Source organism: Notoacmeibacter marinus, from assembly GCF_002238045.1.
Lineage (GTDB): Bacteria > Pseudomonadota > Alphaproteobacteria > Rhizobiales > Rhizobiaceae > Notoacmeibacter > Notoacmeibacter marinus.
The window spans coordinates 137,850-150,260 of sequence record NZ_NBYO01000001.1 but is presented as its reverse complement, the minus strand read 5'-3'; the positions used below and the strand labels follow the sequence as shown (position 1 = coordinate 150,260).

Below are 12,411 nucleotides of genomic sequence, written 5' to 3'. Positions count from 1 at the left end.
CTTTCCACCGGCTTCTGAGGGCGTCCTTCGCCCTTAGCCTCGGCCACGATAGGGCGGCACGCCCTGGTCGGGAATCCAGACATCGCCTGGCATCGGTCCGGTCTGCCAGAACACGTCGATCGGAATGCCGCCGCGTGGATACCAGTAGCCGCCAATGCGCAACCAGCGGCATTCGGTCGCCTGCGCGATCCGTCGGCCTACCATGCGCGTGCAGTCTTCGTGAAACGCGCCGTGATTGCGGAACGACGTCAGAAAGAGTTTGAGGCTCTTGCTTTCCACCAGCTTTGGCCCCGGCACATAATCGATGACCAGATGCGCGAAATCGGGCTGGCCCGTCATCGGGCAAAGGGAGGTGAATTCCGGACAGGTAAAGCGCACGACGCACGGCGCCTCGGCCGTGCCTGAGTAAGGCACTGTTTCGAGAATCGCTTCGTCCGGATTTTGCGGCTGCTCGGTTTGGCTACCCAGCATCTTCAGATTGGATGTGTCGGTCACCACTCATCTCCCTCATGCGCGAACGGATCGACGGTCCTGTCGCACGGGCTGTAAAGACAGGCATCGATGCCATCAAGTCATGGAAGTTGTCTGTTCCGCGATGAATTGCGTTTACATGACCGCTTGGTCGGTCTTAAAAGATTTGGCGACACTGCCCCTAGGGGAATGGTCGCGTCGCCGGTATCATACGCCGGCGCATCAGGTAGCGGCAAGAAACGAGCGCCACTCCGATGCTAAATCGCCAAGGGAGGAATATATGTCGACATTCTCACTGCGCCGTCTGGCTCTCGGAACCGTTCTTGGAGCCGCGGCGGCCTTCGTATCGCCAGCCAGTTCCATGGCCGAAGAAGTCCTCCTGCGCATGCAGCACTTCCTGCCGGCACAGGCGAACGTGCCGCGACTTATTCTTGAACCTTGGGCCAAGGCCGTCGAACAGGAATCGGACGATCGGATCAAGATCGACATCTACCCCGCGATGCAACTCGGCGGCACGCCGCCGGAACTCATCAATCAGGTGCGGGACGGGGTGATCGACATCACCTGGTACGTCATCGGCTATAAGCCCGGTCTGTTCCCGAGCAGCGAAGTGTTCGAGCAGCCCTTCATCATGGAAAACGCCGAGGCGACGTCGCGAGCGTTCTGGCGTCTTTTCGAAAAGGACATGAAGGATACGGAGTTCAAGGATTTCAAGATCCTTGGAACCTGGGTGCACGGTCCCGGCATCTTCCATTCCGACGAGCCGATCGAGAGTGTCGACGATCTGGCCGGAATGAAGATTCGTGGCGGTTCGCGAACCATCAATGCCTTTTTGGACGAGCTGGGCGCCGAACCGGTCGGCCTGCCTGTGCCCGCTATTTCGGAAGCCTTGTCGAAAGGCGTCATCAACGGCGCAACCATTCCGTGGGAAGTGGTGCCGGCCCTGAAAGTGTCGGAGCTCGTCAAGAACCACACCGAGTTCGGAACGCCCGCGCTTTATACGCTCACCTTCGTTCTCGCCATGAACAAGGACAAATATGAGAGCCTGCCGGACGATCTGAAGAAGGTCATCGATGACAATTCCGGAATCGAGTTCTCCGGCTTCGCTGGTCGAACACAGGCAGGCGCCGACGGCCCCTCGCGGGAGAGAGCCGTCGAAATGGGCAACAATGTCATGGTGCTGGAGGGCGATGCGCTCCAGGGCTTCAAGGATGCCGCCAAGCCCGTCGTCGAGGCATGGACCGCAGATATCGATTCCAAGGGAATCGACGGAAAGGCGCTTCTTGACGAAGCGAAGACGTTCATCAGGGAAGAGAACGACTGGCTGGCAGAAGGCAACAGCTCGGTGGGACCGCTCGATGAGGCCCCCTCCGACGCCGGATCCGACACGAAAACCGCGAATTGATAGCCGGCTGGGCGCCAAAACGGTTGCACTTGCAACCAAGTAGCCCTCTATGGTAGCGGCAGATCGAGCTTGAATTGGATTGGCCGCGCAGCCCATGGCGCGGCCAATTTCCCGGGGGAGGGACTTTCATGAGCAGGTGGATTGAGCGTCTGGCGAAGACCAGCGCCATGGTGGGAGGCATTGTGCTCGTCTTGCTGACGATCATGACCTGTATCAGCATTATCGGCCGGGCCGGCCTGTCGGTGGGCTTGAAACCGGTCAAGGGCGATTTCGAACTGATAGAGGCGGGTGTGGCCCTCGCTATCTTCGCCTTTCTGCCATGGTGCCAGCTCCGCCGTGCTCACGCGATGGTCGATCTCTTTACTGCAAGACTGCCCGCACAGATCAATCGTTGGATTGATCTCGTTAGCGAGATCGTAATGACAGTCGCGCTGATCGTCATCACCTGGCGTCTCTATCATGGATTGACCGACAAGCTGCGCTACGGCGAGACCACCTTCATTCTGCAATTTCCGGTCTGGTGGGGCTATGCGGCGGCGTTCGTGCCGGCTGTCATTGCATGCATCGTGTCCATTTACATGGTGTTCGTTCGTATCGGCGAACTGTCGGACAAGCGGCCGATCGAAACCGGGGGAACGATCCATTGAGCAATCTCGAACTCGGCCTCTGGTCGTTTCCAGTCCTGCTTTTGCTCATTTTTCTGCGCATGCCGATCGGACTGGCCATGCTGGTCGTCGGTTTTTGCGGCTCCTGGATGGTTGGCGGCTCGACCCTGATGATCCTGGCCAAGCTGAAAAGCGAGACCTACACCACCTTCTCCTCCTATTCGCTGTCGATCGTCCCGCTCTTTCTACTGATGGGCCAGTTCGCCACTCTCGGTGGCATGAGCCAGAGCCTCTTCAAAGCTGCGGAGGTCTGGATGGGCCATCGAAAGGGCGGCGTGGCGATGGCCGCAGTCGGCGCTTGCGCTGGTTTTGGCGCCATCTGCGGGTCATCCCTCGCCACCGCTGCCACGATGGGGCAGGTCGCCCTGCCGGAACTGCGCCGCTATGGCTATAGCGGTGCGCTGGCGTCCGGCACACTCGCGGCCGGCGGCACGCTCGGCATTCTCATCCCGCCCTCCGTCATTCTGGTCATCTACGCCATTCTGACGGAACAGAACATCGCCAAACTGTTCGTCGCGGCTTTCATTCCAGGCATCCTGGCCGCCATCGGCTATATGCTGACGATTTCCATCTATGTCCGCCTTAGGCCGGGAAGCGCCGGCATTCGCGAGCGCGTGCCATATAAGGAACGCTTCATTGCGCTCGGAGAAGTTTGGCCGGTGCTGGTCATCTTCATTCTCGTGGTCGGCGGCATTTACGGCGGCTGGTTCACGCCGACCGAGGGCGCTGCTGTCGGCGCGGCCGGCACGGGTCTCATTGCGCTCGTCAATGGCGGCATGAACTGGCGCACCTTCTCCGAAAGCATCCTGGCGACGGCATCGGCCACGGCGATGATCTTCCTCATCGTGCTCGGCGCCGGCATCTATAATGGCTTTCTGGCTTTGACGCAGGTGCCGCAGGAGGCGGCGGCCTGGGTCACCGATCAGGGCTTCGCCCCCATGATGGTGCTCATCATCATTCTGGTATTCTACCTTCTGATGGGCTGCGTCATGGATTCGCTCTCGATGATCCTGCTGACCATCCCGATCTTCTACCCGATCGTCATCCAGCTCGATTTTGGAATGAGCGTGGAGGATTTCTCCATCTGGTTCGGGATTCTGGCTCTGATCGTGGTGGAGGTGGGGCTCATCACGCCGCCGGTCGGCATGAATCTCTTCATCATCAATTCGATGGCGAAACGGGAGATTCCGATCCGCGAAACCTTCACGGGCGTGCTGCCCTTCGTCGCTTCGGACCTCTTGCGGGTCGTCGTACTGGTGGCGTTCCCGATCCTGACACTGGGTCTTCTGCGCGTCTTCTAGGAACGGGCTGGCAAACGGAAAACGGCCGCATCGGAATGCGGCCGTTCGGTTCGGGTGATTGTCTTTTGGATCAGTAACCGGCCTGCTTGGTCAACGCGAAAAGATTGGTGCACCGTGCGCCGGAGCGACAATAGGCAAGAACCGGTTTGGGCAAGGTCTGAAGGGCCTGGCCCATCTCCGTGACGTCGTTCGCGACGATCGCGCCGGAGACGACAGGAATGTAGCGAAATTGCAGGCCGGCTTCCGCCGCCGCCCGCTCCACCTCTTCATGCGCGACGGCTCCGTCTTCGCTATCGGGCCTGTTGCAGATCACGGATTTGAAGCCCTCTTCGGCGATGGCGGGTATGTGGTCGGCCGATATTTGTCCGGCGACGGCCAGATCCTCGGTGAGGTAGCGGAGATCCATCTTCGTCAGTCCTCGAAATGAGACACGTGGGAATATCGTGCCTTATCGCCCGTCGGACGAACCTTCTCAAGCCTTCGCGGTTTGAAAGCGCGGTGCGATGAAAAGTCGTGCGATGACACCGCCGACAAGCAGCGACACGATGAAAATCAGCGTCGGCACGGGATTGAGAAGGATCGCTGGCGGTGAGCCGCCCGGGCAGAAACCGGCAATGCCCCATCCGATACCGAAAATGGCGGCGCCGCTGACGAGCCGCGCATCGATCTCCGCCGCGCTCGGCAGATTGAATTTCGTGTCGAACAGCGGATGCGACCATGTCTTGAAGATGATGCGATAGCCGATGAAGGCTGTCATCAACGCGCCGCCCATGACGAACAGCAGCGACGGGTCCCATTCTCCGGTAACATCGAAAAAGCTGATCACCTTGGCAGGGTTAATCATGCCCGAAAGAGCGATGCCGAGCCCGAAAAGAAGACCGGCAGCCGCGCCGGCAGCGATCTGGCGAATGCTCATGGATCAGGCCCCCGTCGTTAGACGGACGACGAATACGGTCACGATCGCCATGCCGAGAAATGTTGCCGTAGCGACGATGGACCGTGGCGATAGCCGGGCGATCCCGCAGACGCCGTGGCCGGACGTGCAGCCACTGCCCAGCATCGTGCCGATGCCGACCAGAAGTCCGCCCACGACCAGAAAGGGTGTGGAAGCGGGCACCTGAACGGGCACCGTATAGCCGAAGACCAGGAGAAGAAGCGGCGCCGCGATGGCTGATGCGAGAAACGCGATCTTCCAGGGTTCGCCGGACCAGTCGGCGGGTCGAGTCAGAATGGAGAGAATGCCTGTCATGCCGGCGATACGGCCGTTGAGGGCCATGAGCAGAACGGCCGACAGGCCGATCAGAATGCCGCCGGCGAGCGATGCCCATGGCGTGAATTCGGTTGGTATGAAGTCCATGGCGAAAATGTCTCGTTCGCTGGGATAATATATAGAGAAAGTCATATATGAAAGCGTTGTACGATCCGCAAGGCTGGCGAGCCGATACGCTCAAGCGAAAAAAGGCGCGGCCGTCGGGCCGCGCCTTCGCTCGGGTCCGCCGCATCGTCGTACTCAGCTTTCCAAAAGCGATCCCGTCTCGGCAATCCGCTTCAGATGGTGATCGGCATTGCCGAACAGCATGTCGTTCACCGTCATGCGTTTGAAATAGTGGCTGATGGCGTATTCCATCGTGACGCCAACGCCGCCATGCAGCTGGATCGCCGTCTCCGCCGCTTTGCGACCGTCCTGACCGAGCATGACCTTGGCCGCCGATGCCGCCCGCGAACGAATTTCTGCGTCCTCATTGTCGGCTTCGGACGTCGCATACATGGCGATGGACCGGATTTGCTCCAGCGCGACGAAAATATCGACACTATCGTGCTGCAGAACCTGGAACTTGGCGATCGGCACGCCGAACTGTTTGCGATCCTTCAGATACTGCGTCGTTGTCGCCAGAATGCGCGTCAGCAGGCCCACCGCTTCGGCCGCAAGCGCGGCGATGGCCTGGTCGTGCACCTTGGCAAGAACGCCATAGCCCTGGCCCTCAGCGCCCAGACGCGCTGAGTCTGGTACCCTGACGTCCGACAGCGTGATCTCGGCGGCTGGCCGATCATCCTGCAACCTGTAGCCGCGGCGCGAAATGCCGTCGGCATCCGCATCGACGAGGAACAGGCTGATCCCGTCCTCATCGGCCGCATCGTCGGAGGTCCGCGCCGAGACGATCAGCTTGTGCGCATCCGCGCCGTGCAGAACGATGCTCTTTTCGCCGTTCAGCACATAGCTGTCGCCGTCTTTCTTCGCCGTCGTCTCGACATGGCTGAGCGTGTAGCGCGCGCCGCGTTCGCCATGCGCCAGCGCCATCACGAGTTCGCCACCGACGATCTGCGGCACCAGCTCACCGCGTTGCTCATCGGAGCCAGCTTCGCGCAATGCGCCGCCAGCCAGCACGACGGTCGCGAGGAACGGCTCCAGAGACAACGCTCCGCCAAGGCTCTCCATGGCAAGCATGACGTCTTCCGGCCCCCCGCCGAAACCACCGTCCTCTTCGGCAAAGGGCAGCATAAGCAGGCCGAGTTCGGCAAGCTGCGCCCAGACATCCCTGGACCAGCCCGGTTCTGCCTTGCGGATCTTTTCGCGATCCTCGAAACCGTAATTGTCGGAGAGCAGCCGGTCGAGACTGTCCTTCAGCATCGATTGTTCTTCGGTAAGATCGAAATCCATCCGATCAGTCCTCCATTCGCAGTCGCATCAGCCGGGATCAGAAACCGAGCACGGCCTTGGCGATGATGTTCTTCTGGATTTCGTTCGACCCGCCATAGATCGAAACCTTGCGATAATTGAAGTAGCCCGGCGCGGCATGGGCGGCGTAGTCCGGTCCGATCGGCGGCTCGTTGTGGCCGAGATAATCGTCGTGCTGACGCGGCGCGGCATAGGGTCCCATCACCTCCATCAGAAGCTCGGTGCAACGCTGCTGGATTTCGCTGCCCTTGATCTTGAGAATGGACGAGGCCGGATTTGGCGTTTTCGCGTTCGGGTTCTTGGCATCGTCGGCGACCACACGCATTTGAGTGATCTCCAGCGATTTCAGGTCGATCTCCAGCATTGCGAGCTTCTCGGCAAACCGTCGATCCTCGATCAGCGGCTTGCCGCCCGCCAGTTCGATTCCGGCCAGTTCGCGGATGCGCTTCGCCGCATGCTTGCTCATGCCGATCCGGGCGATGTTGGTGCGTTCATTGCCGAGCAGGAACTTGGCGTAATCCCAGCCCTTGTTCTCCTCGCCGACGAGATTTTCGACCGGCACCTTCACATCGTCGAAGAAAACCTCATTGACCTCGACACCGCCATCGACGGTTTGGATCGGGCGCACGGTGATGCCTTCGCTCTTCATGTCGATGAGCAGGAAGGAAATGCCCTTCTGCGGCTTGTCGGCATCGGGGTCGGTGCGAACCAGACAGAAGATCCAGTCGGCGTGTTGCGCCAGCGTCGTCCATGTCTTTTGGCCGTTGACGATGTAGTGGTCGCCCTCCTTCACCGCGCGGGTCTTCAGCGAAGCGAGGTCCGAGCCGGCGCCCGGCTCGGAAAAGCCCTGGCACCACCAGTCAGTCAGATCGAGAATGCGCGGCAGATATGTCTGCTTCTGCTCCTCATTGCCGAACGTGTATATCACTGGCCCGACCATGTTGACGCCGAAGGGCAGCGGCGCTGGCGCGGGATAGGCCTGCAACTCTTCCAGAAAGATGTATTGCTCGACCGGTCCCCAGCCCGTGCCGCCATGCTCTTCCGGCCAGTGCGGCGCGCCCCAGCCCTTATAGGCAAGGATCTTCGTCCAGCGCTGGAACTGCTCCTTCGTCGGATGGCCGCTCTCGACCATCGTCTTGCGAATGTCGTCCGGCACGTTTTCCTTGAAGAAGGTCCGAACCTCATCGCGAAAGGCGCGTTGCTCGTCGCTCAGCTTAAGTTCCATGGCTCTTGCCTCCCTGGCTTAGACGATCTCGATCAGACCGGCCGCGCCCATGCCGCCGCCGACGCACATCGTGATGACGGCATATCTGGCGTTGCGGCGTTTGCCCTCAATGAGAACATGGCCGATCATTCGGCTGCCGCTCATGCCGTAAGGATGACCGACGGCAATCGAACCGCCATTGACGTTCAGCTTCTCGTCCGGAATGCCGAGCTTGTCCCGGCAATAGAGAACCTGCACGGCAAAGGCTTCGTTCAGTTCCCAAAGATCGATATCGTCGACCGACAAACCATGGCGCTCCAGAAGGCGGGGCACGGCAAACACAGGGCCGATGCCCATCTCGTCCGGCGCGCAGCCCGCCACGTTGAAACCGCGGAAGATGCCGAGCGGCTCGATGCCGCGCTTTTCCGCTTCCTTGCTGCTCATCACGACCTGCGCCGACGCCCCGTCGGACAGCTGCGAAGCATTGCCCGCCGTGATCGTGCCGCCTTCGCGCACGGGCTTGAGGCCGGACACCGCCTCGACGGTGGTGCCGGGACGCACGCCCTCATCCTTCTCTACCGTCACGTCCTTGTAAGAGACTTCCTTGGTCTCCTTGTCCATCACGCCCATCGTGGTGCTGATCGGCGCGATCTCGTCGGCGAACTTGCCGGCATCCTGCGCCTCGGCGGTGCGCTGCTGGCTGCGCGCGCCATATTCGTCCTGCGCCTCGCGGGAGATGCCGTAGCGTTTGGCGACATTCTCGGCCGTATCGATCATCGGCATGTAAACATCCGCCGCATCGCCGGACAGCGATTTGTCGAGTAGATGGAATGTGTTGCGGTGATCGTTCTGAACGAGGCTGATCGATTCCACGCCGCCGGAAATGCCGGCGGTGACGCCGTCATTGCGGATGGCGTTGGCCAGCACCGCCATCGATTGCAGGCCCGATGAGCACTGGCGGTCGATGGTTGTGCCGCCGACCGTGTTCGGCAGACCAGCGGAGAGAAGCGCGCGGCGGGCGACGTTCAGCCCGGTCGTGCCCTCCTGCATGGCGCAGCCCATCACGACATCCTCGATGTCGGAGCCTTCCAGTCCCGAACGCTTCAGCGCGTGTTTGATGGCATGACCGGCCAGCCTGTGGCCATCCGTATTGTTCAGGCCGCCCCGATAGGCTTTGCCGATTGGCGTGCGTGCCGTGGATACGATGACGGCTTCGACCATGATATTCTCTCCTCCTAGCGCGAATGCGCGTCCGTTGCCGCGCTCAGGCGCGTTCTTTCTGGTAATCGGCGAACCCCTTGCCTTCACCGGCCAGCATCTTCAGCAATGGCGACACCGCATAGACATCCTTGCCGGTCGCCTTGCCCCAATGCTCCAGCCGTTCGACGATTTTGGAAAGACCATGCTGGTCGGCCCAGTGCATTGGTCCGCCCTTGCCGACCGGGAAGCCGTAGCCATAAACCCAGACGACATCGATGTCCGACGGGCGGGTTGCGATCCCCTCCTCGAGGATCTTCGCGCCCTCATTGATCATCGGATAGAGCGTCCGCTCCAGAATCTCCTCGTCGGAAATGGCGCGCCGTTCGACGCCCTTCTCACCGGCGACACGCTCGATGATGTCCTGCGTTTCGCTGCGCGGAACCGGCGTGCGCCCATCCTCATAGCTGTAATAGCCCTTGCCGGTCTTCTGTCCGAAATCGCCCTGTTCAGCGAGCGTGTCGGCGATCTCGGCGCGTTCGCCGCGCGCCTGGCGCTTGCGCCATCCGATATCGATACCCGCCAGATCGCTCATCTGGTAGGGACCCATCGGCCAGCCGAAATCGCGGAACGCCTTGTCGACCTCGGCCGGCGTCGCGCCTTCCAGCAGCAGGTCTTCTGCCTCGGCCGAGCGCGCCTCCAGCATCCGGTTGCCGACAAAGCCGTGACAGACGCCAACGACCACCGGTATCTTGCCGGCGCGCTTGCCGACTTCGAGCGCCGTGGCGATCACATCCGGCGCGGTCTTCCCGCCGCGGACGATTTCGAGCAGCTTCATCACATTGGCGGGCGAGAAGAAGTGCGTGCCGAGAATGTCTTGAGGGCGCCCGGTGAAGCCGGCGATCTTGTCGACATCGAGATAGGAAGTGTTGGATGCGAGGATGGCGCCGTCCTTGGCGATCTTGTCGAGCTTGCCGAACACGTCCTCCTTGACGCCGATATCCTCGAACACGGCCTCGATGATGAGGTCGCAATCGCCTAGATCGCCATAAGTGGTCGTGCCGCTGAGCCGCGCCATGCGTTTCGCCTTGGCATCCTCGTTCATCGAGCCACGCTTGACGGAAATATCATAGGTTTTCGATACGCGGTCGAGCCCTTTGTCGAGCGCCTCCTGGTTCATCTCCAGAATAGCGACGTCATAGCCGCCATTGGCCATCGACATGGCAATGCCGCCGCCCATCGTGCCGGCGCCGATCACTCCAACTTTTTTGACGGTGCGTGCTTTCACCTCTTTGCCGATACCCGGAACCTTTGTGGCTTCGCGTTGTGCAAAGAAGATGTGGCGCTGCGCGACCGACTGGTCTCCGCTTACCAGTTTGACGAACTGCTCCCGCTCGAATTTCTGGCCCTCGTCGATGTCCATGGTCAGCGTGGCCTTCACCGCGCGCGCCGCTGCGATGGGAGCGTCAAGCCCTCGGCTCTTCTTGGTCTTCTCCGCGATGACGGCATCGAAACGGTTCGGATCATCCTTCCAGCCGGCGAGCTTGTCGTCGCGGTCGCGAATATGAGCGACCGTTTCCCCGCCCTCGGCCTTCTCACGAATGAAGGCGATTGCGTTTTCGACCAGATCGCCTTCGAACACCGCATCGATAACGCCGTCCTTGTGCGCCGCCTCGACCGGGATGGGTTTGCCCGACAGGATAATGTCGAGCGCGCGCTCCGGCCCGACAAGTCGCGGCATGCGTTGCGTACCGCCCGCGCCGGGAATGAGGCCGAGATTGATTTCCGGCAGACCGACTTTCGATCCGGCAAGGGCGACGCGGTAGTGACAGCCGAAGGAGAGTTCCAGCCCGCCGCCGAGCGCCGTGCCGTGAATGGCCGCGACGGTCGGTTTATCGATGCTTTCCAGAAGCGCGATCAGACCCGGCAGATTGGGATCGGCAAGCGCCTTGTCGCTGCCGAATTCCTTGATTTCCGCCCCCGCGACGAAGGTCCGGCCGGCACAGGCAAGGACGATGGCATGAACGTCGTTATCGGTCTTTGCGCTCTCCAGTGCGGCGTGAAGCTCGGTCCGCATCGCATGACCAAGTGCGTTCACCGGCGGATTATCGATGGTAACGATGGCGATATCGCCATCCCGCTTGGTGGTTACGAGATCGTCCATGAAAACTCCTCCGACACCGTATTTCCCGCCTACGACGGGTGCCTCAACCGCACCAGATAGCGCGCAACGAAGCCTCTCCACCCAGACATACTACTCAGTATGTTGATGGACGCAAGGCCGGTGTCAGTCGAGCGCTTTGACGGCGGCAAGGCCGCGCTCCAGATCGGCAACCAGATCGGCCGGGTCTTCGAGTCCGATCTGCAGCCGGATAACGGAACCGCCATAATCGCCCCGTGCCACCGTCCGGTCGGACAGGTTGACGAGAACGGCGAGGCTCTCATGGCCACCCCAGCTATAGCCGAGGCCGAAGATTGTCAGCGCGTCGAGGAAGGCCGCCGCGGCATCTTGTCCTCCGCCATCGAGAACGATGGAGAAGAGGCCGGAGGAGCCGGAGAAGTCGCGTTTCCAGAGATCGTATCCGGGATGGCTCGGTAGGGCCGGATGCAGGACCGAAGCGATCCCGTCCTGCCCTTCGCACCAGCGGGCGATTTCGAGCGCGCTTTTCTGGTGACGGTCGAGCCGGATACCCATCGTCTTCAGCCCGCGCTGCACCTGATAGACATCGTCCGGTCCGGAGCAGCAGCCCATCGTGATGTGCGTGTCGTGCAGTTGCGTCCAGCATCGTTCATTGGCCGACACCAGACCGAGCAGAACGTCGGAATGGCCGCCTGGATATTTGGTCGCTGCGTGAATGGAGATATCGACGCCGAAATCGAGCGGTTTGAAATAGAGGGGCGTCGCCCAGGTATTGTCCATCATCACGATGGCGTCGTGCCGGTGCGCGACTTCGCAAATGGCGGGAATATCCTGCATTTCGAACGTGTTGGAGCCGGGGCTTTCGGTCCAGACGACCTTCGTATTGGGCCGGATCAGCCTTTCGATATCCGCGCCCATCTCCGGTTCGTAATAGGTCGTCTCGATGCCCATGCGCTTCAGAAGACCGTCGGCGAAGCGCCGCGTCGGATTGTAGACGCTGTCGACGCAGAGCAGGTGATCGCCCGACGACAGGAAGGCCAGAAGCGGAATGGTGACGGCGGCAAGCCCGCTCGGCACGCAGATCGTGCCCGCCGACCCTTCGAGCGCATCGACGGCGCTGGCCAACGCATCGGTCGTCGGCGTGCCGCGGGTGCCGTATGTGTAGCGCTGGTTGCGGCTCAGCATGGTTTCGGTGTCGGGAAAGAGGACGGTCGAAGCGTGGACGACCGGCGGATTGACGAAGCCGTGATAGTCGTTCGGGTCGTGGCCGGCATGAGCCAGCAGAGTGTTGATCCCGATATCCTTGGGAAGTTTCGTCATCGAAGAATGCTCCGCGTTCGATTGTGTCTCG

12 protein-coding genes are annotated in these 12,411 nt (G+C 61.0%); 3 read left to right on the top strand and 9 right to left on the bottom strand.

Annotated features, from left to right (window positions below; all coding sequences use genetic code 11):
* Positions 1-33 precede the first annotated feature (33 nt).
* Entirely contained in the window at positions 34-495 is a 462-nt protein-coding gene (queF, locus tag B7H23_RS00685; RefSeq protein WP_094075501.1) for a preQ(1) synthase, read from the bottom strand.
* Between the two features lie 256 nt (positions 496-751).
* Between queF and B7H23_RS00680 the strand changes: the two genes are divergently transcribed.
* The 3 genes from B7H23_RS00680 (at position 752) to B7H23_RS00670 (ending at position 3,842) form a co-directional block, all read left to right on the top strand.
* Entirely contained in the window at positions 752-1,876 is a 1,125-nt protein-coding gene (locus tag B7H23_RS00680) for a TRAP transporter substrate-binding protein (protein ID WP_094075500.1), read from the top strand.
* 128 nt (positions 1,877-2,004) lie between these two features.
* On the top strand, positions 2,005-2,523 hold the full coding sequence (locus B7H23_RS00675) for a TRAP transporter small permease (protein ID WP_094075499.1): 519 nt from the start codon (positions 2,005-2,007) through the stop codon (positions 2,521-2,523).
* Positions 2,520-3,842: a TRAP transporter large permease gene (locus B7H23_RS00670; RefSeq protein WP_094075498.1), complete on the top strand. Its 1,323-nt coding sequence runs from the start codon at positions 2,520-2,522 to the stop codon at positions 3,840-3,842. The genes B7H23_RS00675 and B7H23_RS00670 overlap by 4 nt, the downstream gene beginning before the upstream one ends.
* Positions 3,843-3,912: 70 nt before the next feature.
* On the opposite strand, the gene B7H23_RS00665 is transcribed toward B7H23_RS00670, so the two are convergent.
* From B7H23_RS00665 to B7H23_RS00630, 8 genes are all read right to left on the bottom strand, one after another.
* A complete protein-coding gene (locus B7H23_RS00665) occupies positions 3,913-4,248 on the bottom strand; it encodes a protein tyrosine phosphatase family protein (protein WP_094075497.1) in 336 nt (111 codons plus the stop codon).
* Between the two features lie 66 nt (positions 4,249-4,314).
* The gene (locus tag B7H23_RS00660) at positions 4,315-4,758 is read right to left on the bottom strand and encodes a DUF6691 family protein (protein ID WP_094075496.1); all 444 of its coding nucleotides are present in this window, start codon (positions 4,756-4,758) and stop codon (positions 4,315-4,317) included.
* 3 nt (positions 4,759-4,761) lie between these two features.
* Positions 4,762-5,199, bottom strand: a complete 438-nt coding sequence (locus tag B7H23_RS00655; protein ID WP_094075495.1) for a YeeE/YedE family protein — start codon at positions 5,197-5,199, stop codon at positions 4,762-4,764.
* A 153-nt stretch (positions 5,200-5,352) separates the two neighbouring features.
* Positions 5,353-6,501, bottom strand: a complete 1,149-nt coding sequence (locus B7H23_RS00650; protein ID WP_094075494.1) for an acyl-CoA dehydrogenase family protein — start codon at positions 6,499-6,501, stop codon at positions 5,353-5,355.
* 37 nt (positions 6,502-6,538) lie between these two features.
* Complete coding sequence (gene pimC / locus B7H23_RS00645; RefSeq protein ID WP_094075493.1) at positions 6,539-7,744, bottom strand: pimeloyl-CoA dehydrogenase large subunit; 1,206 nt, start codon at positions 7,742-7,744, stop codon at positions 6,539-6,541.
* An 18-nt stretch (positions 7,745-7,762) separates the two neighbouring features.
* Positions 7,763-8,944, bottom strand: coding sequence for an acetyl-CoA C-acyltransferase (locus B7H23_RS00640; protein ID WP_094075492.1), 1,182 nt, complete (start codon positions 8,942-8,944; stop codon positions 7,763-7,765).
* A gap of 43 nt (positions 8,945-8,987) precedes the next feature.
* Complete coding sequence (locus B7H23_RS00635; RefSeq protein WP_094075491.1) at positions 8,988-11,084, bottom strand: 3-hydroxyacyl-CoA dehydrogenase NAD-binding domain-containing protein; 2,097 nt, start codon at positions 11,082-11,084, stop codon at positions 8,988-8,990.
* Positions 11,085-11,207: 123 nt separating this feature from the next.
* A complete protein-coding gene (locus B7H23_RS00630) occupies positions 11,208-12,380 on the bottom strand; it encodes a cystathionine beta-lyase (RefSeq protein ID WP_094076779.1) in 1,173 nt (390 codons plus the stop codon).
* Positions 12,381-12,411 lie beyond the last annotated feature (31 nt).